26 protein-coding genes and 1 pseudogene are annotated in these 24,202 nt (G+C 68.0%); 21 read left to right on the top strand and 6 right to left on the bottom strand.

The features are described 5' to 3' along the window. Positions 1-122 precede the first annotated feature (122 nt). The 8 genes and pseudogenes from WDM86_07715 (at position 123) to WDM86_07680 (ending at position 8,182) form a co-directional block, all read left to right on the top strand. Positions 123-656, top strand: a complete 534-nt coding sequence (locus tag WDM86_07715) for a phage tail tape measure C-terminal domain-containing protein (protein ID MEI9989910.1) — start codon at positions 123-125, stop codon at positions 654-656. After that, a complete protein-coding gene (locus WDM86_07710) occupies positions 656-1,276 on the top strand; it encodes a DUF2460 domain-containing protein (protein MEI9989909.1) in 621 nt (206 codons plus the stop codon). The genes WDM86_07715 and WDM86_07710 overlap by 1 nt, the downstream gene beginning before the upstream one ends. Then, on the top strand, positions 1,273-2,154 hold the full coding sequence (locus WDM86_07705) for a DUF2163 domain-containing protein (protein ID MEI9989908.1): 882 nt from the start codon (positions 1,273-1,275) through the stop codon (positions 2,152-2,154). Before WDM86_07710 ends, WDM86_07705 begins: the two co-directional genes overlap by 4 nt. Continuing rightward, a complete protein-coding gene (locus WDM86_07700) occupies positions 2,144-2,566 on the top strand; it encodes a hypothetical protein (protein ID MEI9989907.1) in 423 nt (140 codons plus the stop codon). Before WDM86_07705 ends, WDM86_07700 begins: the two co-directional genes overlap by 11 nt. Positions 2,567-2,613: 47 nt before the next feature. Beyond that, positions 2,614-4,122: pseudogene (locus WDM86_07695) on the top strand (glycoside hydrolase TIM-barrel-like domain-containing protein). Positions 4,123-4,175: 53 nt separating this feature from the next. Then, positions 4,176-6,542: a glycoside hydrolase/phage tail family protein gene (locus WDM86_07690; GenBank protein ID MEI9989906.1), complete on the top strand. Its 2,367-nt coding sequence runs from the start codon at positions 4,176-4,178 to the stop codon at positions 6,540-6,542. Then, on the top strand, positions 6,535-7,773 hold the full coding sequence (locus WDM86_07685) for a DUF2793 domain-containing protein (protein ID MEI9989905.1): 1,239 nt from the start codon (positions 6,535-6,537) through the stop codon (positions 7,771-7,773). Before WDM86_07690 ends, WDM86_07685 begins: the two co-directional genes overlap by 8 nt. Positions 7,774-8,017: 244 nt before the next feature. Then, positions 8,018-8,182: a hypothetical protein gene (locus WDM86_07680; GenBank protein MEI9989904.1), complete on the top strand. Its 165-nt coding sequence runs from the start codon at positions 8,018-8,020 to the stop codon at positions 8,180-8,182. Positions 8,183-8,237: 55 nt separating this feature from the next. Here the strand turns inward: WDM86_07680 and WDM86_07675 are convergent, their stop codons facing one another. Then, positions 8,238-8,870, bottom strand: coding sequence for a hypothetical protein (locus WDM86_07675; protein MEI9989903.1), 633 nt, complete (start codon positions 8,868-8,870; stop codon positions 8,238-8,240). A 284-nt stretch (positions 8,871-9,154) separates the two neighbouring features. Here WDM86_07675 and WDM86_07670 point away from each other — a divergent pair, with 284 nt between their 5' ends. Together WDM86_07670 and WDM86_07665 are read left to right on the top strand one after the other, a co-directional pair. After that, positions 9,155-9,760 (top strand): methyltransferase domain-containing protein, encoded by a 606-nt coding sequence (locus tag WDM86_07670; protein ID MEI9989902.1) that lies wholly within the window; start codon positions 9,155-9,157, stop codon positions 9,758-9,760. Positions 9,761-9,836: 76 nt separating this feature from the next. Then, a complete protein-coding gene (locus WDM86_07665) occupies positions 9,837-10,511 on the top strand; it encodes a nitroreductase (protein MEI9989901.1) in 675 nt (224 codons plus the stop codon). Positions 10,512-10,539: 28 nt separating this feature from the next. On the opposite strand, the gene WDM86_07660 is transcribed toward WDM86_07665, so the two are convergent. Beyond that, positions 10,540-11,112: a DNA-3-methyladenine glycosylase gene (locus WDM86_07660; protein ID MEI9989900.1), complete on the bottom strand. Its 573-nt coding sequence runs from the start codon at positions 11,110-11,112 to the stop codon at positions 10,540-10,542. A gap of 233 nt (positions 11,113-11,345) precedes the next feature. Next, positions 11,346-11,645, bottom strand: coding sequence for a hypothetical protein (locus WDM86_07655; GenBank protein ID MEI9989899.1), 300 nt, complete (start codon positions 11,643-11,645; stop codon positions 11,346-11,348). Between the two features lie 174 nt (positions 11,646-11,819). Here WDM86_07655 and WDM86_07650 point away from each other — a divergent pair, with 174 nt between their 5' ends. The 6 genes from WDM86_07650 (at position 11,820) to WDM86_07625 (ending at position 16,702) form a co-directional block, all read left to right on the top strand. Next, a complete protein-coding gene (locus WDM86_07650) occupies positions 11,820-12,359 on the top strand; it encodes a hypothetical protein (GenBank protein MEI9989898.1) in 540 nt (179 codons plus the stop codon). Continuing rightward, on the top strand, positions 12,356-13,030 hold the full coding sequence (locus WDM86_07645) for a response regulator transcription factor (protein ID MEI9989897.1): 675 nt from the start codon (positions 12,356-12,358) through the stop codon (positions 13,028-13,030). Before WDM86_07650 ends, WDM86_07645 begins: the two co-directional genes overlap by 4 nt. A gap of 168 nt (positions 13,031-13,198) precedes the next feature. Next, positions 13,199-14,584, top strand: a complete 1,386-nt coding sequence (locus WDM86_07640) for a sensor histidine kinase (protein ID MEI9989896.1) — start codon at positions 13,199-13,201, stop codon at positions 14,582-14,584. A gap of 114 nt (positions 14,585-14,698) precedes the next feature. Beyond that, entirely contained in the window at positions 14,699-16,096 is a 1,398-nt protein-coding gene (locus tag WDM86_07635; GenBank protein ID MEI9989895.1) for a hypothetical protein, read from the top strand. 43 nt (positions 16,097-16,139) lie between these two features. Further along, a complete protein-coding gene (locus tag WDM86_07630) occupies positions 16,140-16,412 on the top strand; it encodes a type II toxin-antitoxin system ParD family antitoxin (protein ID MEI9989894.1) in 273 nt (90 codons plus the stop codon). Then, on the top strand, positions 16,412-16,702 hold the full coding sequence (locus WDM86_07625) for a type II toxin-antitoxin system RelE/ParE family toxin (GenBank protein MEI9989893.1): 291 nt from the start codon (positions 16,412-16,414) through the stop codon (positions 16,700-16,702). The genes WDM86_07630 and WDM86_07625 overlap by 1 nt, the downstream gene beginning before the upstream one ends. Before the next feature lie 8 nt (positions 16,703-16,710). Here the strand turns inward: WDM86_07625 and WDM86_07620 are convergent, their stop codons facing one another. Next, positions 16,711-17,919: a CoA transferase gene (locus WDM86_07620; protein MEI9989892.1), complete on the bottom strand. Its 1,209-nt coding sequence runs from the start codon at positions 17,917-17,919 to the stop codon at positions 16,711-16,713. Between the two features lie 107 nt (positions 17,920-18,026). Between WDM86_07620 and WDM86_07615 the strand changes: the two genes are divergently transcribed. Then, complete coding sequence (locus tag WDM86_07615) at positions 18,027-18,368, top strand: hypothetical protein (protein ID MEI9989891.1); 342 nt, start codon at positions 18,027-18,029, stop codon at positions 18,366-18,368. Between the two features lie 49 nt (positions 18,369-18,417). On the opposite strand, the gene WDM86_07610 is transcribed toward WDM86_07615, so the two are convergent. Together WDM86_07610 and WDM86_07605 are read right to left on the bottom strand one after the other, a co-directional pair. Continuing rightward, positions 18,418-19,005 carry a hypothetical protein gene (locus WDM86_07610; GenBank protein ID MEI9989890.1) on the bottom strand — a complete coding sequence of 196 codons (588 nt, stop codon included), beginning with the start codon at positions 19,003-19,005 and terminating at the stop codon, positions 18,418-18,420. Positions 19,006-19,009: 4 nt separating this feature from the next. After that, positions 19,010-19,585, bottom strand: coding sequence for a hypothetical protein (locus tag WDM86_07605; GenBank protein ID MEI9989889.1), 576 nt, complete (start codon positions 19,583-19,585; stop codon positions 19,010-19,012). A gap of 119 nt (positions 19,586-19,704) precedes the next feature. Here WDM86_07605 and ccmE point away from each other — a divergent pair, with 119 nt between their 5' ends. From ccmE to WDM86_07585, 4 genes are all read left to right on the top strand, one after another. Then, positions 19,705-20,148 carry a cytochrome c maturation protein CcmE gene (gene ccmE, locus WDM86_07600; protein ID MEI9989888.1) on the top strand — a complete coding sequence of 148 codons (444 nt, stop codon included), beginning with the start codon at positions 19,705-19,707 and terminating at the stop codon, positions 20,146-20,148. Between the two features lie 10 nt (positions 20,149-20,158). Next, the gene (locus WDM86_07595; GenBank protein MEI9989887.1) at positions 20,159-22,081 is read left to right on the top strand and encodes a heme lyase CcmF/NrfE family subunit; all 1,923 of its coding nucleotides are present in this window, start codon (positions 20,159-20,161) and stop codon (positions 22,079-22,081) included. Next, positions 22,078-22,476, top strand: a complete 399-nt coding sequence (locus WDM86_07590) for a cytochrome c-type biogenesis protein (GenBank protein MEI9989886.1) — start codon at positions 22,078-22,080, stop codon at positions 22,474-22,476. The genes WDM86_07595 and WDM86_07590 overlap by 4 nt, the downstream gene beginning before the upstream one ends. A 132-nt stretch (positions 22,477-22,608) precedes the next feature. Beyond that, positions 22,609-24,165: a DegQ family serine endoprotease gene (locus tag WDM86_07585; protein ID MEI9989885.1), complete on the top strand. Its 1,557-nt coding sequence runs from the start codon at positions 22,609-22,611 to the stop codon at positions 24,163-24,165. The last annotated feature ends 37 nt before the right edge of the window (positions 24,166-24,202 follow it).

Genomic DNA, 24,202 nt, shown 5'->3' with positions numbered 1-24,202 from the left:
TGCGCGAAGCGCAATTGAGATGTTTCACGCGGAGCCGCGGAGTACGCGGAGGTGACGCGCTTCTCCGCGTACTCCGCGGCTCCGCGTGAGCCACCTTCGCCGCGAACCGAAAGATCGACCTTATGGCTGACCCTCAATCGCCCATCGACCAATCCCTCGCCGCGGCGGGGCAGGCGCTGTCCGCCTTCGTCGGCGGCCCGGTGCAGAGCGCGACGAGCGCCATCGAAACCGCGGTGACGCGCAGCTTCACCTCGGTGGAGAACACGATCGCGCGCGCCGTGATCTCCGGCAAAACCTCGATGGACGGCCTCGTCACCTCGATCCTGGCCGGCTTCGACCGCATCGCCACGACCCAGTTCATCGTCAAGCCGATCGAGAACGCGCTGACCTCGATCGCCGGCTCGCTCTTGCCCATCGGCGGCGCCCGCGCGGCGGGCGGGCCGGTCGATGCCGGCACGCCCTATCTCGTCGGCGAGCAGGGGCCGGAGCTTTTCGTGCCGGGCGCATCCGGCGCCATCGCGCCCAACGCGGCGCTCGCGCCCCGCGCCATCACGCTCAACGTGCAGACCCCGGACGCCGCGAGCTTCCTGAAATCGCAATCCCAGGTCGCCGCGATGCTGAGCCGCGCCTTGGCGCGCGGGCAGAGGAATCTCTGATGGCCTTCCACGAAATTCGCTTCCCCACCGCGCTTGCCTTCCACTCGACGGGCGGGCCCGAGCGCAAGACGGAGATCGTCACGCTCGGCTCCGGCTTCGAGGAGCGCAACGCGGTGTGGGCCAATTCGCGCCGCCGCTACGACGCCGGCTACGGCGTGCGTTCGCTGAATGATCTGCACGCGGCCATCGCCTTCTTCGAGGCGCGCCAGGGCCGGCTCACCGGGTTCCGCTTCAAGGACTGGAGCGATTTCAAATCCTGCACGCCGGGCGAGATCGCCTCCCCGCTCGACCAGGCGCTCGGGACCGGCGACGGGCATCGGACCGTCTTCCAGCTTGCCAAGACCTATCCCTCGGGTCCCGCGAGCTGGACGCGCGTGATCGCCAAGCCCGTCGCCGGCACCGTCCGCGTCGCGGTCGCCGGCGTCGAACGTACAAGCGGCTTTTCCGTCGACAGCACGACCGGCCTCGTCACCTTCACGTCGGCGCCGACCGGCTCCATCACCACCGGTTTCGAATTCGACGTGCCGGTGCGTTTCGACACCGATCAATTGTCGATCAACCTCTCCAGCTTCGCCGCCGGCGAAATCCCGAGCATCCCGCTGGTGGAGATCAGGATATGAAATCCCTCTCTCCCTCTCTGCAATCCCATCTTTCTTCGGGCACGACGACTCTGTGCTGGTGCTGGAAGATCATGCGCCGCGACGGCGCGGTGCAGGGCTTCACCGATCACGATGTCCCCGTGACCATCGACACGCTCGCCTATGAAGCGGTCGCCGGCTTCACCGCCAGCGAGGTGCAGTCGACGCTGGGCCTCGCGGTCGACAATCTGACCGTCACCGGCGCGCTCAGCTCGGCGACGTTGAACGAATCCGATCTCGCCGCCGGCCTCTATGACGACGCCGATATCGAGATCTGGCGCGTCAACTGGGCCGCGCCGGACCAGCGCGTGCTGATGCGCAAGGGCAGCCTGGGCGAGGTCAAGCGCGGCAAGACCGCCTTCTCCTGCGAGGTGCGCGGCCTGGCGCACCGGCTGAACCAGCCGGTCGGCCGCGTCTATGGCTATTCCTGCGACGCCGATCTCGGAGACGCGCGCTGCGGCAAGGACATTACGGGCGCGGCCTTCACCGCCTCGGCCACCGTGCTCGCCGTCCTCGACAACCGCCGCTTCACCACGGCAGGCCTCGGCGTCTATGCCGCCGGCTGGTTCAGCGGCGGCAGGCTCGCCTTCACCACCGGCGCCAATTCAGGCCGCGCGATGGAGATCAAGCGCCACGCCGCCGGCTCGATCGAGCTCTGGCAGGCGATGAGCGAGGCGATCGCGCCCGGCGACGGCTTCACGCTGAGCGCCGGCTGCGACAAGCAGTTCTCGACCTGCAAGGCGAAATTCGCCAATGGCGTGAACTTCCGCGGCTTTCCCTACATGCCCGGCAACGACGCCGCGCTGGCGCCGCCGACCCAGTCGCAGCCGCTCGACGGAGGCAGCCGCTATGGCAACTGACGTCGTCTCCGTCGCCCGTTCCTGGATCGGCACGCCCTATGTGCATCAGGCGAGCGCGAAGGGCGCCGGCTGCGATTGCCTCGGCCTGTTGCGCGGCGTGTGGCGCGAGCTGCACGGCGAAGAGCCCGAGGATCCGCCGCCCTATTCGCCCGACTGGGCGGAAGCCACCGGCCGCGAGACATTATATATGGCGCTGGCCCGCCACCTAAGAGAGATCGACCGCGCCGCCCTGGCGCCGGGCGATGTCGCGGTGTTCCGCATGGCGCGCAGCGGTCCGGCGAAGCATTGCGGGATCATCGCGCAACGCGATGGCGCGCCGACCCTGATCCACGCCCGCCAGAACCGCCGCGTGAGCGAAGAACCGTTCTCGCCGTTCTGGCGCGCCAAGCTCGCTTACGCCTTCCGGCTGTAGTTCGAAAGAAGCCCTCTGCCCAAAGGGAAGAGGGAGGATGCAAACACATGGCTTCTCTTGTCCTCGGCATCGCCGGCTCGGCGCTGGGCGGGTCGCTGTTCGGCGGCCTCTCCTTTCTCGGCGTGACCGGCGCGCAGCTCGGCGGCGCGCTGGGCACGCTGGCCGGAAGCGAGATCGACGCGGCCATCGCGCCCGGCCGCCACACCTATGGTCCGCGCCTGACCGACACCTCGCTCCAGGCCTCGACCGAAGGCGCGCCGATCCCCCGCCTCTATGGCCGCATGCGGCTGGCGGGCCAGGTCATCTGGGCCAGCCGCTACAAGGAGACCGCGACCACCACGTCCAGCGGCGGCGGCAAGGGCATCGGCGCGCCCTCGGTCAGCGAGACCGACTACACCTATTCGATCTCCTTCGCGGTCGGGCTCTGCGCTTCGGTGACGCGGATCGGCCGGGTGTGGGCCGACGGCAATCTGCTCGACCTGTCGAAGGTCACGACGCGCTTTCATTCCGGCGGCGCGGCGCAGGCGCCCGATCCGCTGATCGCCGACATCGAAGGCGCCGATAACGCGCCGGCCTTCCGCGATCTCGCCTATGTCGTGTTCGAGGATCTGCAGCTCGCCGATTTCGGCAACCGCATCCCGCAGCTTTCCTTCGAGGTCTTTCGCACGCTCGCCGATCCGGGCGCGCTCGAAAGCGGTCTGACCGGCGTGGCGCTGATCCCCGGCGCCGGCGAGTTCGACTACGACGGAACGATCGTCTCCGAAGACGACGGCGAAGGCGGCACCGTGCCGCAGAACGCGCACAATTCCGCCGGCACCGCCGACATCGACGCCTCGCTCGACGAATTGGCGGCGCTGGCGCCAAATCTCGGCGCGGTATCGCTGGTCACCGGCTGGTTCGCGAGCGATCTGCGCGCCGGCACCTGCACGATCAAGCCCGGCGTCGAGACCGCGGCGAAGACGACCTATCCCGAGACCTGGAGCGTGAACGGCATCGCGCGCGGCTCGGCCCATGTGGTGAGCCAGCTCGGCGGCGTTCCCGCCTATGGCGGCACGCCATCCGACGCCTCGATCGTCAGCGCCATCCAAAACCTGAAAGCGCGCGGGCTTCGCGTCATGCTCTGCCCCTTCCTGTTCATGGATATCGCGCCGGGCAACGCGCTGACCGACCCCTATAGCGGCGCGACCGGCCAGCCCGCCTTTCCCTGGCGCGGCCGCATCACCTGTTCGCCGGCGCCGGGCGTCGCCGGTTCGCCCGACCAGACCGCCGCCGCCGCGACGCAGGTGAACGCCTTCTTCGGCAGCGCGACCGCAGCGAACTTCGCGGTGAGCGGCACCACCGTCACCTGGAGCGGCGGCGCCGATTGGGGCTTTCGCCGCATGATCCTGCACTACGCGAAGCTCGCCGCCGCGGCCGGCGGCGTCGACGCTTTCCTGATCGGCAGCGAACTGCGCGGGTTGACCCGCGTGCGCGACAGCGCCACGCACTATCCCGCCGTCGCGGCGCTCAAGACGCTGGCCGCCGACATGCGCGCGATCCTGCCGGCGGCCAAGCTCGGCTACGCCGCGATTGGAGCGAATACAACAATCACCAGACGGGCGGCGGCGCTTTGCTGTTCAATCTCGATCCTTTGTGGTCGGACCCGAACATCGATTTCGTCGGCATCGACAATTACCTGCCGCTGGCCGATTGGCGCGACGGCACCGCGCAGCTCGACTACGACCCGAACGGCACGACCTCGATCTACGACACCGACTATCTCACCGCGAACATCCGGGGCGGCGAGGATTACGACTGGTACTACGCCAGCGACGCCGATCGCGCGGCGCAGATCCGCACGCCGATCACCGATGGGCTCGGCAAGCCGTTCGTGTGGCGCGCGAAGGATTTATGGAACTGGTGGAGCAGCGCCCATTACGACCGCCCCACGGGCAGCGAATCCGCCGCGCCCACCGCCTGGACGCCGCAGGGCAAGCCGATCTGGTTCACCGAGCTCGGCTGTCCCGCCATCGACAAGGGCGCCAACCAGCCCAACGTGTTCTACGATCCAAAGTCCTCGGAAAGCGCGCTGCCTTATTTCTCGACCGGCGCGCGCGACGATCTGATCCAGCGCCGGTTCCTCGAAGCGCATTTCGCGTTCTGGGCCGCGCCCGCGAACAACCCGGCCTCGTCGCACTACGCCGGCCGCATGGTGGACACGTCCAATATATATGTGTGGTGCTGGGACGCGCGGCCCTATCCGTTCTTCCCGGCGCTCTCCACCGTGTGGGGCGATGCCGCGAACTGGCGGCTCGGCCATTGGCTGAACGGCCGGCTCGGCGCCGTCTCGCTGCCCGTCCTCGTCGCCGATGTCTGCGCCGCGGCGAATTTCTCCGGCGCCGACACGTCGGACCTCGACGGCCTCGTCACCGGCTTCGCCGTCACCGACACGATGAGCGTACGCGACGCGCTCGATCCGCTCGCCACCGCGTTTCATTTCGATGCCGCCGAGAGCGAGGGCGCGATCCGCTTCGCGATGCGCGGCCGCCCTTCGGCGCCCGCCGTCGCCGAGGACGATCTGGCGCTTCCCGACAGTGCCGACGGGCTCGGCTTCTCCCTCGTCCGCGCCCAGGAGACCGACCTGCCGAACGTCTCGCGCATCGCCTATATCGACGCTGACGCGGACTATCGCCAGGCCAGCGTCGAGGCACGCCGCCTCGTCACCCGCTCCGACCGCGTCGCGACCTCGCAGATTCCGCTCGTGATGGACCAGGGCCAGGCCATCGGCATCGGCGAGCGGCTGTTGCAGGACGCCTGGGTGATGCGCGAGACCGCGACGCTGGCGCTGCCGCCCTCGCGTCTCGCGCTCGATCCGACCGACGAGATCGTGTTCACGTCGAGCGGCCGGGCCCATCGCCTGCGCCTGACCCAGATCGACGACGCGACATCGCGCGCGCTGGAGGCCGTGGCGACCGATCCTTCGATCTACGAACCGCTCGCCGGCCCGTCGCGCGGCCCGCTGGCGACGCAGCGCCTGACGCAGCCTGGCCGGGCCCTCGCGGTCTTCCTCGATCTGCCGCTGCTCACCGGCAGCGAGGTGCCGTGGGCGCCGCACGTCGCGGTCCATGCGTCGCCCTGGCCCGGCAGCGTGCAGGTGCTCCGCAGCGCCACCGACGCCGGCTTTGCGCTCGACACCACGCTGACCCGCTCCGCGGCCGTCGGCGTCACGACGGCCGATTTCCACGCGGGTCCCGTCTGGCGCTGGGACCGTGTCAACGCGCTCCGGGTCAAGCTCTATGCCGGCGCCTTCGCATCGCGCGACGACCAGTCCGTGCTCGCCGGCGCCAACGCCGTGGCGGCGCAAAACGCCGACGGCGATTGGGAAGTGCTCCAGTTCGCGACCGCGGAACTGACGGCGCCGGACCAATGGACCTTGACGCGCCTGTTGCGCGGCCAGGCCGGAACGGAAGGCGCCATGCGCGCGCCGCTCGCCGCGGGCGCGCGCGTCGTCGCGCTGGACGGCGCGCTGCAACAGCTTTCCCTCGGCCAGAGCGAGGCCCGTCTGCCGTACAATTATTTGTGGGGCCCGCCGCGAGCGCCGATTTCCGATCCATCCTGGCAGGGCGCGTCGCTGCAATTCTCCGCCGCCGGCCTCGTGCCGTTCAGTCCCTTTCACGTCCGGGCGCGGCGGCTGGCGGGCGGCGACCTATCGATATCCTGGCTGCGGCGCGACCGCTCGCCCGCCGCCGCGGGCTGGAACTTGGTCGCGACGCCGATGAGCGAGACCAGCGAGCTCTACGACCTGGAAATCCTCGGCGGCGGCGGCGCGGCGGTGCGAACATTCGCGTCGCTGCCGCAATCCTCGCAGACCTACACCGCCGCCGCGCAGGCGGCCGATTTTCCCGCCGGCCTGCCCAGTCCGCTGGTCGTCAACGTCTATCAACTCTCCTCCGTGGTCGGGCGCGGACGGGTGAAAACGGAGCTCCTCCATGTCTGACACCACGCCGCGTCTCGGCCTGCCCACGCTGCCGCCGACCCCGGTGCAGCCGCACGTCACCCACAACGAAGCGCTCCTGCAGCTCGACGCCCTTGTCTTCGCGCGCTTCCTCGACCGCGACCTGACCGCGCCGCCGGCCTCGCCGGCCGACGGCGACACTTATCTCGTGCACGCCACGGGGGCCGGCGACTGGACCGGACAGGACGGCCAGATCGCCTACGCGGTCGACGGCGGCTGGCGCTTCGTGGTGCCCTTCACCGGGCTCGCCGCCTTGGTCGTCGACGAAGCCAGGCTCGTCGTCTTCACCGGCGCGGCCTGGGTGGACTATGCGAGCATCCTCAATCTCCAGAACGTGCCCCTGCTGGGTGTCAACACCACGGCCGACGCGACCAACAAGCTCGCCGCCAAATCCTCCGCCATCCTGTTCGACAATGTCGGCGGCGGCGTGCAGGCCAAGCTCAACAAGCACGCGTCCGGCGATACCGCCTCGCTGCTCTACCAGACGAATTATTCCGGCCGCGCCGAGCTCGGCCTCGCCGGCGACGATCATCTGCACGTCAAGGTTTCGCCGGACGGCTCGGCCTGGCAGGACGCGCTCACGGTGCGCGCCGACACCGGACGGATCGGCATCAACACGACGAATCCGGGCTCGCTGCTGGAACTGCATGTCGACGGCTCGGTGCCCGATGCGTCGTGGTACTCCGCCGACGATCTCGTCATCGTCAAGGAAAGCAACGGCATCGGTCTCAGCGGATTCGTGGCGAGTACGGCGAACAAACGCATGGTGTTCGGCGGCCGGCGCGCCCGCGGCACGCTCGCGGCGCCCGCCGCGGTGGCGTCCGGCGATTGGACCTTCTCGCTGCTGGGATCGGGCTATGACGGCGCGGCGCAGCGCTCCACGGCGGCGATCACCTTCGGCGTCGACGGCATTGTGGCGTCGGGCGCGCTGCCCCAGCGGATCACCTTCGAGACCGGCACCGGCGCCACGCGCGCCGAACGGGTGCGCATCAACGCCACCGGCGAGTTGGGTGTCGGCAAGACGGCGACGGCGGGCATCCTGCTCGACGTGAACGGGCCGGTCGGCGTGGCGAGCTATACGGTGGCGGCGCTGCCGAGCCCGGCGCAGGCCGGTCAGATCGTCTATGTCGGCAACGAAAGCGGCGGCGCGGTGCTCGCCTTCTCGGACGGCGCCAATTGGCGCCGCGTCACGGACCGGGCGGTGGTGAGTTAACCGATCGACGAAGGCGGCCGCATCGGCGACGCGCGGGCGAGATCTTCGCGCGCATGGAGTCGCTTCTTTTGCGATAGCGCGAATTTCTCGACCAGGTGCGGCGGCAGATGCGCCAAGACGGGCGAATCTTGCGACCGCGCCACCGCATTCCTGCGCACCACGCCCCATCGGGCGGCCGTTCCCGCGCGGGACGGCCGCCCGCTGCGGCGCGTTTTGCCCGCGGCTCACACGAAAGGATCCCGTCATGCTCAATGGATACAAGACCTACATCGTCGGCGCGCTCACCGCGCTCGGTGCGCTCGGCGGCTGGCTCACCGGCGACTTGACGCCGGTCGCGGCGCTCAACCTCGCCGTGCCGGCGGTTCTCGCCATGACCGTGCGCCATGGCGTCGCCAGCACCGCCGGCTAGCGGGCCGCGGCGCCCTTCGCCGCCGTCTCCGGCGGTGGCGAAGACGGCGCCGTCCCTATTTGATCGCGCGCGAGGCGACGGCGGTGCCGGTCGCGAACACGCCGGCGAGGTTCTGCATCGGGCCGAGCGGCTCGACGTCGTCGCGCACGATGCGCACATTGGGCTCGCCGGACAGGATCTTGTGCGTCACACGACCGTCCTGCACCAACACGAAAACCTGCGCGGTCCAGCCGGTCTCGGTCGTCAGATGCTCGAAGCCGAACAGGTCGAGGAACAGGCTGCCGCTGCGCTGGAATTCGTGGTGCTCGACCTTGAAGACGAAGCCCTCGCAGGAGGTGCGCGCCATGATGCAGTCCTGCACCGCGGGATCGAGCTTGTCGAACGCCATCGAGCTGTTGGGCATGAAGCGCTCGACGATCTCCAGATAGGACAGCACCGCGACATTGGGCGTGTGCTGCGCGTCGAAGCCGAGATGGGACAGATCGCTCACCGAACTTTGGTGCAGCGCGATGTCGTCGAACGCCCGGCGCACCGCGCCGTAGGAATTGAACGTGGTCTCGCCGACTTCGCTCTGGCTCGGCAGGAGCATTCCGCCGCAACCCGCAAGAGCGACCACCAAGCCGCACGCACCGATCCCGCGCGCCCAATACGCCAACCGCATCACCAGCCCCCACTCGATCGCGGACATTGTTATCCGCTCGCGCTCATTGGAGCTGAGCATAAGCGCATTTCTGTGCCAAAACGAAGCGGCCGCGCCGCGTGGTGAATCCGGTGCCGCCGCGCCGTATCGCAGTTTTGTGACGGAAAAAAATCGCGGCTTCGCCTAGGATTCTGCCGCGTGATCGCGCCACGGGGCCGCCGCCCAAAAATACGCCACCGGGTCCGGGTATGCCGATGCGTTTCAAACTGCGACGCTCGGTCTCGCATGAAATTTGCAGCGCTGCCCAGGGTTGCCGCGGAACTGTGCCGTTCATGGACTTCGTCAGGAGGATTGCCAGCTACGCCGTGTTCCAGGTGATCGGCTTTCGTCCGTCGCGGGTCAGCGCAAAGGCCTGGGACAACGAATACAAGTCCGGCCATTGGGATTTTCTGGGCCGGCTCGACAGTCTCGGCGGCCTCGCCAGCGTGCTCGGCTATTGCCAGTTCCTGGCGCCGGATTCGATCCTCGATGTCGGCTGCGGCGCCGGCCTTCTGGCGCGCAAGCTGAAGGTGCTGCCCTACAAATCCTATCTCGGCGTCGATCTTTCGGCGGAGGCGATCGCCCAGGCCGCGCCCGTCGCCGACGCGCGCACCGCCTTCGCGGTCGCCGAGGCCGGCGAGTTCCATTCCGACCGCCGCTTCGACGTCGTCATCTTCAGTCAGGTCCTGAACTACGTTCTCGATCCGGACGCCGTGCTGCTGCGCTATGCGCGCTATCTGATGCCGAACGGGCGCATCGTGGTGTCGATGTACGACACCGGCCGCACCCGCGCCGCCTGGGCGCTGATCGAGAAGGCGATGGCGGTCGAGGACGCGATGACCGTCACCCAGTCCACCGGCACGACGACGACGAAACTGCTGCGGCCGCGCGCCGCCTGAACCGTTACGCTGCGAAAGCTTGCGCCGCCGCGCCGCACCGGCGCATCATCCGCGCAACGCTATCGAGTATACGCCCATGAACGTCAGCCAAGCGCTCGCCACGCGCAAATCCGTCCGCGCCTTCCGGCCCGATCCCGTCCCGCGCGCCACGATCGAGGAAATCCTGCTGAAGGCCGCGCGCGCGCCGTCGGGCGGCAACCTCCAGCCCTGGAAGGTGCATGTCCTGCTCGGCGCGGCGCGCGACGAGCTCGTGCGGCGCGCCAAGGAGCGCATGGCGGTCAACCCGCGCGGCGGCGTGCCGGAGTATCACATCTATCCGCCCGAACTGACCGAGCCCTACAAGACGCGCCGCTTCCAGGTCGGCGAGCAGATGTACGCGACGATGAACATTCCGCGCGAGGACAAGCGCGCCCGCTTGGCGCAGTTCGTGCGCAATTGGGAATTCTTCGGCGCCCCCGTCGGGCTGATCTTCTCCATCGACCGGCAGATGCAGCAGGGCCAATGGTCCGACCTCGGCGGCTTCCTGCAGTCGATCATGCTGCTCGCGCGCGAATACGGCCTTTCGACCTGCGCCCAGGAAGCCTGGGCGCCGTTCCACGAGGTCATCCGCGACTATCTGAAGATCCCGCCGGAAGAGATGATCTTCTGCGGCATGGCGGTCGGCCATGCCGATGACGCCGCGCCGATCAACAGCCTCGTCTCCGAGCGCGCGCCGCTGTCGGAATGGGCCGTGATCCGCGAGACGGCGTGAACCGGCGAACGGATCGCGTCGCGGTCTGTCAGGCGTCCGGAAAGCGCCGGCTCAGGAAGCGCGAGCGCGCCAGTCCGAAGCGGCGCTGCGCCTCGACGGCCTTGGTGAGGCCGATGCGCGGCCCGACCGAAAGCTCGGCCATGTCGGCCGCGCGATAGAGCGCGAAGGGCGGCGCGCCCAGCGCCATCCCGTTCTGCGCGTCGCTGATGCCCAGCGCCTGGCACAGCCGCCCGGGCCCGCTGCACAGAAGGCCGGGCACGTCGGTCCCGCGCCGCGCTTGCATCTTGGCGATCCCGAAGCGCGGCTCCAGCGCGCGGATCAGAACGGCGCTGGCCTCGACGCACACGAAGTTCAGGCACCAATGCATGCCGTAGATGCGATAGACATAGGCGTGCCCCGGCGGGCCGAACATCACGGCGTTGCGCCTGGTCTGCCGCCGCCCGAAGGCGTGCGAGGCCGGATCGGAACTGTCATAGCTCTCGGTCTCGACGATGACGCCGCCCACGCCGCCGAAGGTCAGCGTCGTGCCGATCAGGGCGCGGGCGACGGTATCGGCGTCGCGCGCGAAGAAGTTCTTGGGCAGGGGTTTGCGCGCGGGCATGCCAGGACCTGATAGGAGCGCCGTGCCCACTATTATATACCACCCTGGCAGGCAACAGCGCCGCGCCGATGACCTTTCAACCGAACGAAACGATGTCGAACCGCGGCCGATGCCGATGCCGGCAAATGAGAAACCCGCGCCGGCTTTCGCCGACGCGGGCTCTCGCTTGAAAGTTCGGCTCCTACAGGGAGGGGCTTACTGCGGAACCGGCCCTCAAGTTTCGCGTCATCCGGTCAGAGCCGGATGAAACCGATGAACGCGCCCGTATAGGGATTGACCTCGACGAAGCTCGAATGCCCGAGGCGGTCGAAGCTGCGCACGACATAGTGGCCGCGCAGGAAATAGGGCGTTCCGACATAGCGGATGCGGTGGGCGCGCAGCGTGCTGAACACGACGCGATGATCGACCACGACGCGGCGCTCGACGCCGCGATGTCCGGCATGGCCCCACACATCGGCCTGCGCCGCGGGCGCGGCCGCCAGGCCCAGCGTGATCGCCGCGGCGGCGGCCGTGAGGATCTTCCTGATCTGCATCTTCGTCTCCATCTCGCCCGTCGGGCCTTGGTTAAGGGAGCCGCGGCGCCTTGGCCTTGGCTCCGGGTCCGTCTGGACCCCGTTTCGATGTCGCGTAAGATGCGCCTCGCCGCCTGAACGCGTTCTGGACGCAGTGTTCATTCGAGGTTCATGTCGCGGGCCATAAAAACCGGCATGCGCGCTCGATTTATCCTCGCCCTGATTCCGTTGCTGCTGGCCACACCGGCCTTCGCGCGCAGCACGCTGGACAGCATCCTGCCGCATATCCGCGCCCAGCATCCCGGACGGCTCTCCGACGCCGAGCCCTGGACCGACGGCGAGGGCAGGCCGCATTACCGCATCAAGTGGATGACGCCCGAAGGCCGCATCCTCTATTTCGACGCCGATGCGAATACCGGGCGCTACTCCAACGCCGGCGGCGACGAGCGCAACGACTCGCGCGGCCGTCAGGGCCGCGACGACTGGGGATATGGCGGCAACCGCGGCGGCCGGGACGAAGGCGAAGATCGCGGCGGCCGCCGGCACTGGAACGGCGACTACGGGGATCGCGGCAATGGCGACTGGCGCGGCAACGGCGATTGGAGCGGGCGCGGCGACTGGCATGGCCGCGACGGCGGAAATTGGCATCGCGGCGGCGGCCAAGGCGGCTGGCGCGGCGGCGGCAATCGGGGCGATAATGGAGGCTACCGTCACCACGGCAGCAACGGAAGATGAGAATCCTGCTCGTTGAAGACGACAAAGACCTGCAGCGTCTCCTGAAGAAGGCGCTGAGCGATTCCGGCTATGTGGTCGACACCGCGGCCGATGGCGAGGAAGGCCACTTCCTTGGCGACACCGAGCCTTACGACGCCGTGATCCTCGACCTCGGCCTGCCCAAGCTCGACGGCGTGCGCGTGCTCGAGCGATGGCGCAAGGACGGCAAGACCATGCCGGTCCTGATCCTGACGGCGCGCGACCGCTGGAGCGACAAGGTCGCGGGCTTCGACGCCGGCGCCGACGACTATCTCGCCAAGCCTTTCGTGACCGAGGAACTGCTCGCCCGCGTCCGCGCGCTGCTGCGCCGCGCGGCCGGCCTCGCCACCAGCGAGATCGAGATCGGCCCCCTGCGCATCGACACCCGCGCCAGCCGCGTCACGGTGAACGGCAATCCGGTGAAGCTGACGAGCCTGGAATACCGCCTCTTGTCCTATCTCGCCCATCACAAGGGCAAGGTGGTGAGCCGCACCGAGCTGGTGGAGCATCTCTACGACCAGGATTTCGACCGCGATTCGAACACGATCGAGGTGTTCGTCGGCCGCCTGCGCAAGAAGCTGGACACCGACCTGATCCAGACCGTCCGCGGCCTCGGCTATTGCCTGGACGAGAAGCAGTCGGATTCGCGCTAGTTATAGTTCGTCATGACCGGCCTTGTGCCGGCCACCCATAATCCCGGACGCCGCAGTTACGAGCGCGATTCTCTTATAAGCGGAAGCGCCAATGACAAGCTCCGAAATGATGTGTTCATGGATGGCCGGCACGGAGACGGTTGTGACGATCTTCATTTGCGACGTTGCATGAACCTCACCGCCCGCTTCCGCTTCAACTCGCTCGCCTTCCGGTTGATCGCGGCGGCCGCCGTCTGGACGCTGTTCGCGCTGGTGGCGGGCGGGCTCATCCTCTCCAACGCCTTCCGCACCTCGGTGCAGGACGATTTCGACTCCAAGCTGCGTTCCGATCTCGTCCAGCTCGTCGCCGCCGCCGGTCACGACCCCAACGGCGAAATCCTGCTCGACCGTCAATATCTGAGCGTGGAATACCTGCCCGCCTATTCCGGCAAGTACTGGCAGATCGCGTCCGTCGGCAACGCCGAAAAGCCGCTGTTCTCGCGTTCGCTGCTCGATCACACGCTGGCCTTCGTCGGCGCCACGCAAATCCATGACGGCGTCGTGGCCGGCCATGGCGAAGGCCCCGACGGCCAATATCTGCGCATCTTCGCGCGCCGCATCGAATTTCCCATCGACGCGACCGCCAAGCCCGACGACAACCGCGCCTACATGTTCTATGTCGCCGCCGACATGAAGGAGATGAACGACCGCGTCGCGGCTTTCAACGGCACGCTGTTCTGGTCCTTCGTGGTCCTGGGGATCGGCCTCGTCGCCGCGGTCTTCCTCCAGGTCCGCATCGGCCTGCAGCCGCTGCGCCGGGTGACGCTCGCGTTGCACCGCATCCGCGACGGCAGCGCGCGCCGCCTCGACGGCAGCTTTCCGTCGGAGATCGAGCCGCTCGTCTCCGAGCTGAACAGCCTGATCGAACACTCGGCCGAGGTCGTCGGCCGCGCCCGCTCCTACGTCTCCAATCTGGCGCACTTCCTGAAGACGCCGCTGACCGTGCTGACGAGCGAGGCGGAGGCGCAGCCCGGCCCGCTCGCCGACGTCGTCAACCGCCAGGCCCTGGCCATGCGCCGGCAGGTCGATCACTACCTTGCCCGCGCCCGCGCCGCCGGCGCGCTCGACGTCCTCGGCAATCGTACCTCGGTTTCGCAGGTGCTCGACGATCTTGCCCGCACGCTCCGGCGCATCCATCGCGACCGCGATATCGTGATCGACATCGCCTGTCCGCCGGCCCTGGCCTTCCGCGGCGAACGCCAGGATTTGGAGGAGATGGCGGGCAATCTGATCGACAATGCCTGCAAATGGGCGTCGTCGCGGGCGCGCATCACGGCGCAGCCCGCCGGCGCGCAATTCACGCTCCTGGTCGAGGACGACGGCCCCGGCCTGACGCCGCGGGAGCGCGAGCAGGTCGGCGAACGCGGCGAAAGGCTGGACGAGAGCGTGCCCGGCACCGGCCTCGGTCTTGCCATCGTGCGCGACATCGCCAAGCTCTATGGTGGGGCGCTCGACCTCGGGGCCTCGGATTTGGGCGGTTTGGCGACAAAATTGACACTGCCGGCAATCGTTTAGGCCTAATTGTGACAAGTCTGTTGGCCGGCGAAACATCGCATTAACCGACCATCGCCTATAGCTGGAGGGTATGGCCGCGACGCGACAGGATGCGACAGCGGCCCTGGGGATTGCATGCTTACGCCGGAACGAACCGGACTGCTGAAATCGTTCTTGGGCGGCCTGCCCGAGCAGATCGCCACGCGTCTGGCGCAGGCGGTGGAGGTCGACAGGCTGGTCGACGGCAAGTCGCTCCCCCATGAGATGATCCTCGAAGGCCTGCGCCCGGTCTTGCGCCGCAACACCGGTGCCGATCGCACGCCGACGCCGCTGCGCGCCTTCTGCCTGCCATTCGAGGATCTCTTCACACTCCTGCCGCGCAACGCCAAGCAGAAGGGTTCCATCGCGCGCGGCAGCGTCACGCCGGTATGGGCCTTCGTCAGCCAGACGCTGCTCGTCGAGCAGACCAAGGACTACATCCGCGACTTCAAGGCACTGGTGACGGCCGGCAAGCAGGCTGAAGCGGGCGCCCGTGCCGCCGCCTTCTGGCCCGTCGCCGCGGCCGCGCTGGGCGGCGCGCTCGCCGATACCAAGAAGGCGCGGGCCGCGCTCGGATCCGACCTTGTCTGCGCCGATGCGGCGGAGATGGCGCTGCTGCTCGGCATCGGGGCCGATGTCATCGCCATCCAGCATCTGCTGCCCAGGCTCGTGCCCTCGCTGACCGACGAGCTGCTGTGGTCGCTGCGCAAGATCTACGACCGGCTGGCGGCGAACGCGCCCGACGCGGCGCCCTATGTCGCGGTCATCGCGATGCACCGCCTGGCGCGGCCCTGGGAAGCGCTGAAGCTGCCGCTGCTGGTCTCGCGCCAGACCCAGGACACGCTGATCAGTTCGACCGACATGGGCCTCGTCGGCGAGATCCTGTTCGGCGAGATCGAGAGCCACGGCAATGCGGTGCGCGACGTGCGGCCGCCGAACTTCGATCCCAACCAGCTGCTCGATAGCCTGGCGCGCTTCACCACGCTGTCCTCGGGCATCGTCAAGGGCATCGAGATGCGCCGCGACGGCAAATGGGGCCAGCGCCTGATGAAGGACCGCGCGGCGCTCGCCGAAGTAATGGAAGGCCTGATGGAGCGCGCGCCCAAGGAATTGTCGGCAGCGCTGCCCTTGCAGAAGAGCGGCAGCTTCGGCGGCGGGCCGAAATATCCGGATTTCACCAAACCCGTCGATTCCGACAAGAGCGAGCGCGCGCTGCGCTATGCCAGGCTCGTCGCCGGCTGCAAGACGCTCGCCGCCGCCGCCTCCTTCGGCGCGGCGCAGAAGAAGGCGGACGAGGAAATGTGCCAGCTCCTGCGCAGCTACAACGAGGACGTGGTGAAGGAGCTGCGCACCGCCGACGGCGCGCGTCGCGCCGTGGTGGAAAGCCAGTTCGAGGTCGTCTCGAACCTGACCGCGATCCTTTTCAGCGAAGAGGAAGCCGATCTCCTGCGCCGCCGCGGCAAGGCCGCGATCCAGGCCGCCGCCGCGGCGTAGACGCCAGTACCAAAAATTGGTATACCCGTTCCGGGAGACAATCATGAGCCGGAACACGTCCGTCAGCCTCGGCGATCACTTCGCCGCCTTCATCGACGAACAGGTGTCGCAGGGCCGCTACGGCTCGGCGAGCGATGTCGTGCGTGCCAGTCTGCGCCTGCTTGAAGAACGGGAAGCCAAGCTCAAGGCGCTCCGCGACGCCCTGATCGCCGGTGAGAACAGCGGCCCGCCCCGGCCTTTCGACTTCGACGCGTTCTTGAAGCGCAAGAATCGCGAATTTCGCGCCCGCAAGCGCAAGTCGCCGAAGAAGCCCTGATGTCCGCCTACATCCTTGCGCCGCTCGCCGAAGCGGACCTGGATGACATCTGGGAATTCGGCGCCGATCGCTGGGGTGTCCGTCAGGCCAATATCTATGCCGTTCAATTGAGACGCGCGATTGAACGTGTCGCCGCGCGGCCCGCGCGTGGACGGATGTGCGACGACATCCGTCCCGGCTATCATCGCATCTCCGTCGGCTCACATGTCGTGTTCTATCGGACGATGGAAACCGGCATCGTCATCGTCCGCGTGCTGCACCAAAACATGGACTTCGACCGGCATCTCTAAGGCGCGGCTCACACCGCGCCTTCCTGTTTCAGCGCCGCAATCTCGATTCCGCTGAAGCCCAGTTCGCGCAGCACCTCGTCGGTGTGTTCGCCCAACAGCGGCGGACGCGCGCGCACCGTTCCGGGCGTGCCGTGCAGTTTCACCGGCGTCGCCGCAACCTTGGCCGCGCCGATGCCGGGAAAGTCGATGTCCGCGAAGAAATCGCCGCCGGCGACATGCGGATCGTCGAGCGTCTCGCGCGGGCGCAGCACCGGTCCGGCCGGCACGCGCGCGCCCTCGAAGGCCGCGATCGCTTCGGCGCGGGTGCGTTGCGCCACCCAGGCCCCGACGCGCTCGGAGATGACCGCGCCGTGATCGCCGCGCGCCTTGTCGGAGGAAAAACGCGGGTCCTTGAGCCATTCGGCCGCGCCGATCAGCCTGGCGGCGCGGCGGAACAACGGATCGCCGTTCACCGCCACGGTGATCCAGCCGTCCCTGGCCTTGTAGATGTCCGACGGCCCCGCCGTCTGGCTGCGGTTCAGCGTCGGACGGCGATCGAGTTTCAGCGCATCCTCCTCGATCAGGGTCGGCGCGAAGAAGGTCAGCGCTGTGCGCAGGAGCGCGCCCTCGACCAATTGTCCCTTGCCGTTCGCCTCGCGCGCCCGCAGCGCCGCGGCGACGCCGAGCGCAAGCAGCGAAGCGGTGCCGAAATCGACATAGGGCGCGCTGCAGCGCACCGGCTGCTCCTCGGTGCCGGAGAACCAGGTCGCGCCCGACATCGCCTGCGCCACGCCGTCGAAGCCGACGCGCCCCGCATAGGGTCCTTCGAGGCCGAACGCCGTGCCGACCGCCAGGATGGCGCGCGGGTTGAGCGCGCTGACGCTTTCCCAGTCGAGCCCCATCGCCTTCAGCGTCTCGGCCGGCAGGTTCGCCACCACCACGTCGGCGCTCCGCACCAGGCGGCGCACCACCTCGCGTCCGGCGTCGTTCATCGGATCGCAGGTCAGGCTGCGCTTGTTGCGGTTCATCTGCAGGAACATGGCGCCTTCGCGCGGTTCGCCGCCTTCGCCGAAAGCGAGCGGCACAAGGGTGCGGTCCTCGCGGCCCTCGCGCTTTTCCACCCGGATGACGTCGGCGCCGAGATCGCCGAGCAGCGCCGCGCAATAGGGTCCGGCGATATAGCGGCCGAAATCGACGACGCGGAGCCCGTCGAACGGCCCCGGGGAATATTCGGCCACGGCGCTCGAACCCTTCTGGAATGCGGCGGCGACTATAGCGCCCGTGCCGGAAATTGCATGGCGCCGCCTTCCATGCCAAAGGAGCGGGGTCGTCGCCAGGAACCGCCATGCCGCCGAAACACAACCCGCTCAAACTGAACCCGCTGCAGCTCCGGACATTGACCCTGCTGCAGGCCATTGCCGCGATTCCCGGCGCCGGCGGCGTGCTCCCCAGCGGCGAGGTTCGCATCGCGCAGTTTCCCAATGCGCATGGCGATCACTTCCACCTGGGCGACGCCGTGGTCGCCGGCAAGGACGCGACTGGGCTCTACAACGAGGCGGTGTGGAACGCGCTGACCCGCAAGGGCCTCGCCCGCGCCGACTATCCGCGCGAGATGATTCTCACGGCGGAGGGCCTTGCCTACGAGACCGGCCTCGCGGGCGAGATCCTGCACAAGAGCGGGCATTAGAATGAGTCGACCCTCCCTCGAGGGGAGGGCAGTAATGAAAGCGATGCCGTCACCGATGCATCTCCATCACCGGTTCGAACAGATCCGGCGCGTCGGCCTGCTTGAGATAGGCGTCCAGATGCGGACCGTCCGCCGTGATCGCCACCGAATCGAAGCTCATCGCGCCCACCTTGTTCGGCGTGATCGTGCCCTCGATCTTCCCCGCGCGGATCGCGGCCGTGACCTTCTTTTCGTCCAGCGTGAACAGCGCCAGCCTGTCGCCCTCGATCCGGTAGAGGAGGGGGATGCTCTGGCCCGCGATTTTGTCCTTCGGCGGCCCGCCATCTTCGCCGGTCTCGCGGACGTTCATGTAGTGATTGGCGCCCAGCGTCACCGTCGTCAGCGTCAGCGTGCCCCAGGACGCCTTGTCGTCCCCGTTCTTCGGCGCGAATCCGACCACCGTCAGCGTGGCATCGGCGTTGAGGATGACGTGGTAATAGCCTTCGGCGCGGTCCTTGTCCGACTTGCCGCGCCAAGTGCCTTCCAGCGCCGGATCGTTGACATAGCCGACGCTGGTGCCGACCGGCTCCTTCACCGCGACGCAGCCCGCGAGGACGAGCGCGAGAAGCATGGCGCAGACGCCGACGGCGAGCCTCATCGCCTCACTCCACCTTGCGCACGGTGAAGAACGGCTGCAAAAACAGCTTGGCCGCGCCCGGCGCGGCGAAATAGGCGTCGAGCGCCTTCGGGTCGGCGGTGATCGTCACGTCGCCCCACTGGCCCTTTTCGACGGTGCCCTTGATCTTGCCGGCCGCGATCGCCGCCTTCACCGCGTCCTCGTCCATCAGCGAAAAGGTCAGCACGCCCTTGGCGTCCAGCCGGTAGAGGACGGGCACCGTGCCCGCCGGCGCGTTTTCCGGCTTGCCGTTGGTCCACAGCAGCCGCGCGTTCATATAGCGGTTGGCGCCCAGCGTCGCGGTGGTCGCGGTCACGACGTTCCAGTCTTCCGCCTTCGGCCCGGACTCGACGATCACCGCCGCGAGCGTGCCGTCGCTCTGCTGGAGCAGATGCAGATAGAACGGCTTGCCGTCCGAATTCGTCCCTTTCCAGGTGCCCGTCAGGACCGGGTCCGGCTTGATCCCCGCAGTGGTCCCAAGCGGATGGCCGGTCGTCGGCGGATAGCAGGCCGAAAGCGCCAACGTCGCCGCAAGCGCAAGCACGAGTTTGATCCTGGTCATGGAACGATCCCCTGGGATGGGCAAAGCCTGCGCGACAAATTGGGCGGAAGAGCGGCCGATATTTGGTTTGCCCGCGTCGGCTCAGTATAGTCCGCGCCGCCCGCACAACCGAACACCCGATGAACGCCAAACAGCGCCGCCGTTTTGCCTTCGCCGCGACCCTGGTGGTCGCCGGCGGGGTCGCGGCCGTGCTCGTCGTCTTCGCGCTCAAGGATAACGTTCTCTACTTTTACAGTCCGAGCGACGTCTTCGCCAAGCATGTCCAGGCCGGGGTGAATTTCCGCATCGGCGGTCTTGTGGTCGTGCATAGCGTCGACCGCGGTCCCGGCGCCGACGTCCGCTTCGCCGTCACCGACGGCAGGGCGCAGGTGCCGGTGCGCTTCCACGGCGTGCTGCCGGCGCTGTTCCGCGAGGGCCAGGGCGTGGTCGCGCTCGGCGCCATCGACGAGGCCGGCACGTTCGACGCCAGCGAAGTGCTTGCCAAGCATGACGAGCGCTACATGCCGCCCGAGGTCGTGGCCGCGCTCAAGAAAGCGGGACGCTGGAAGGAAGGCCCCCAATGAGCAAGAGAAGATGACCGGCGAGATCGGCCTTCTGGCGCTCTGCCTCGCGCTGGCGCTGGCCCTCGTGCAGGCGATGACGGGGCTCGCCGGCACGCGCCCCAAATCCGAACTCGCGCGCCGCGTGGCGACTACCGCGTCGCTGGGACTGCTTGTCTTCGTCGGCCTGTCCTTCGGCGCGCTGACCTATGCCTCGGTGACCGATGATTTCTCGATCCTCAACGTGGCGCAGAATTCGCACACGCTGAAGCCCTTGATCTACAAGATCTCCGGCGTGTGGGGAAACCACGAAGGCTCCATGATGCTGTGGGTGCTGGTGCTGGCGCTCTATTCCGGCGCCGTCGCGCTCAGCCGCCGCGGCGGCGAACGCCTTGTCAGCGGCGCGCTCGGCGTCCAGGGTTTGATCGCCGCCGCTTTCATCCTCTTCATTCTCTTTACGTCGAATCCCTTCCTGCGCCTCGATCCGGCGCCGTTCGAAGGCGCGGGACTCAATCCGCTGCTGCAGGATCCGGGCCTCGCGATCCATCCGCCGGTGCTCTACATCGGCTATGTCGGGCTTTCCGCGGCGTTCTCCTTCGCGGCGTCGGCGCTGATCGCGCAAGAGCGTGATTGGGCGCGCGCGGCGCGGCCCTTCATGCTGGTGGCGTGGATCGCGCTGACGCTCGGCATCGCGCTAGGAAGCTGGTGGGCCTATTACGATCTGGGCTGGGGCGGCTTCTGGTTCTGGGACCCGGTGGAGAATGCCTCGCTGATGCCCTGGCTGGTCGCCACCGCGCTGCTCCATTCCGCGCTCGCCACCGAGCGCACCGGCGCCTTCCGCTCCTGGTCGCTGCTGCTCGCCATCGCGGCCTTCTCGCTCAGCCTGATCGGCACGTTCCTGGTGCGCTCCGGCGTGCTGTCCTCGGTGCATTCCTTCGCCAAGGACCCGACGCGCGGGCTTTACATCCTCGCGCTGATCTTCACCGCCATCGGCGGCGCCCTGGCGCTGTTCGCCTGGCGCGCGCCCAAGCTGGAGGAGGGGACGCATTTCGAGATCGTCAGCCGCGAGACCTCGCTGCTGATCAACAACGTCTTCCTCACCGCCGCGGCCGCGACCGTCTTCATCGGCACGCTCTATCCGCTGGTGCTCGACTCGCTGACCGGAACCAAGCTTTCCGTTGGGCCGCCCTATTTCGCGATCACCTTCGCGCCGATCTTCGGCCTCTTGCTCCTGCTGGTCCCGTTCGGACCCCGGCTCTCCTGGCAGAAGGGCGATCTGCGCCAGGCGCTGCGCACGCTGGCGCCGGCTTTCGGCATCGCGCTCGTCGTCGCGATTTCGGTTCTCGCCTTCACGTCGCCGCATACGCTGACCGGCGCCGCGATGTTCGGCCTCGCCGCCTGGCTGATCGCGTCGAGCGCCATCGACCTTGCAAAACTCAACTGGCGCGCCGCGCGCATCGGGGCTTTCGCCTCGGCGCTCGCCCATGCCGGCCTCGCCGTGACGCTGATCGGCATCGCCGGCACCACGCTGTGGAAAAGCGAGGGTCTCGAAGTCCTGAAATTCGGCGAGAGCATGCATGTCGGCGGCTACACGCTTCGGCTCGACGGCGTGCGCGGGGTGCAGGGGCCCAACTACCAGGCGGCGCATGCCGATGTGACGGTGCTGAGCGACGGCCGGGCCATCGCGGTCATGCATCCCGAGCGCCGGATCTTCCCCGCCGAACGGCAGGAAACCATCCAGACCGCGATCCGCACCACGATCCTGGCCGATCTTTATCTCGCGCTCGGCGACCGGCGCGACGATACGCACTGGACCCTCCGTGCCTATGTCAATCCGCTGGCGCCGTTCATCTGGCTGGGCGCGGTGGTGATGGCGCTCGGCGGCTTCGCCTCGCTCGCCGGCCGCCTGCGCAGCCGGCGCGGCGTTCCCGACGCGGTCGCGGTCCCCGCCGAATGAGGACGATCCTCGCCGCGCTGCTGTTGCTGATATCGGCGGCGGCGTCCGCCGCGCCGGCACCGGGAACGCTGTCCGATCCGGCGCAGGAAGCGCGCGCCCGCGCCTTGCAGAAGGAACTGCGCTGCATGGTCTGCCAGGGCGAGTCGATCGACGAATCCAACGCGCCGCTCGCCGCCGATCTGCGCGCCCTGATCCGCGCCCATATCGCGGCCGGCGAGAGCAACGACGACATCAAGCAGTTCCTCGTCGCGCGTTACGGCGATGTTATCCTGATGCAGCCGCCGTTCGACGCGAACACTTACGCCTTATGGCTGACACCTTTTCTGGTCTTGATAACGGCCGCGGGCGTCGCCATTTGGGTTGTTGTCCGGTCCAGCCGAACAGGCGAGGCCTGAACCAGCCACCAGTCACGAATGCGCGAGACTCCCGGGCTGCACCGGTTCATTACGGCGAGTTAATGATACAGTAGGAATTAAGCAACGTAGATCGTGTACTTGGCGGAGTGACCGCCGGTCCAGGAGAGTCAGATGAACGACCCCAAGCCCCATCCCATCAAGCGCCACCGCCACGCCATCGCCATGGGCACGGCCGCCGCTGTCGTCCTGATCGGTCTGAGCGCCTTCGCGCTGGTGCCTGGCGTCCGCCCGGTCAACGACACCGCGCCGCGCCAATTCGCCGCCGCCGAGCCGGTCCGCAGCGCCCCGCCGCGCATGCTGGAGAACGGCGCGCCGTTCAGCTTCGCCGACCTCGTCGAGCGGGTGAGCCCCGCCGTCGTCACCATCACCGCCGAAACGGTCGATACCAGCCCGGTCGCGAACGACGATCTGCCGCCGCAGCTTCGCGACTTCTTCAACCAGTACGGCCAGGGCCAGGGCCGTCCCACCACGCCGCGCAAGGCGATCTCCGCCGGCTCGGGCTTCATCATCGACAAGGGCGGCCTCGTCGTGACCAACAACCACGTCATCGAGAATTCGCACAAGATCACCGTCAAGCTGCCCGACGGGCGCAGCTTCGACGCCAAGCTGATCGGCAGCGACGCGCTGACCGACGTCGCCCTGCTCAAGATCAAGAGCGACAAGCCGCTGCCCACCGTCGAATTCGGCGACGATCGCCAGGTCCGCGTCGGCGACTGGGTGGTCGCGGTCGGCAATCCGTTCGGCCTTTCCAACTCCGTCACCGCCGGCATCGTGTCGTCGCTCGGCCGTGACATCGGAAACGGTCCGTATACGGACTTCATCCAGATCGACGCGCCGATCAACCGCGGCAATTCCGGCGGCCCGACCTTCGACCTGCGCGGCCAGGTCATCGGCATGAATTCGATGATCTTCTCGCCCTCGGGCGGCAGCGTCGGCATCGGCTTCGCCATTCCGGCCTCCACCATCCACGACGTGATCGCGCAGCTTCAGAGCCACGGGCATGTCGACCGCGGCTATCTGGGCGTGAACATCCAGAGCATCACGCCCGACATCGCGGCTTCGCTCGGCATCGCCGATCCCAAGGGCGCCATCGTCGCCCAGGTCGTGCCCGGCGGTCCCGCCGCGCTGGCCGGCTTCCAGCAGGGCGACGTCGTGGTGGCGCTCAACGGCCGCAATGTCGAGGATTCGCGCGACCTGACGCGCCACATCGCCTCGCTGCCAGCCGGCGCCTCGGCGACCTTCACGGTGCTGCGCGGCGGCACGCAGAAGAACATCACCGCCAAGATCGGGGCGCGCCCCGACCAGCGCGTCGCCTCCAACGACGATCCGGACAACAATGACGGCGCCCAGACGATGGGCGGCAACCAAGCCCAGGCGATGGGCCTCGGCCTCGCCTCGGTGACGCCGGAAGCGCGGCGCAACTTCAACATCGACGCCGCCATCGACGGCGTGCTCGTCACCCGCGTCGATCCCAACAGCGATGCCGGCGACAAGGGCATCCAGCCGGGCGATGTCGTGCTCTCGGTCGCCAACAAGCCGGTGCGCAATCCGCGCGACGTGCTGGCCGAGATCGCGGCCGCGCGCTCAGCCGGCCATAAATCTGTCCTGCTTCTCGTCGCGACCCAGGGCGGCACCCGTTTCGTCGCCGTGGACATCGGACAAGCCTGAGGGGGCGAGACGAAAACGAATTATCCGGAGCGAAGGC

It is taken from the genome of Rhizomicrobium sp., assembly GCA_037200045.1.
Classification (GTDB): Bacteria; Pseudomonadota; Alphaproteobacteria; order Micropepsales; family Micropepsaceae; genus Rhizomicrobium.
The sequence above is the reverse complement of the archived record's forward strand: the minus strand, read 5'-3'. Positions and strand labels throughout refer to the sequence as shown.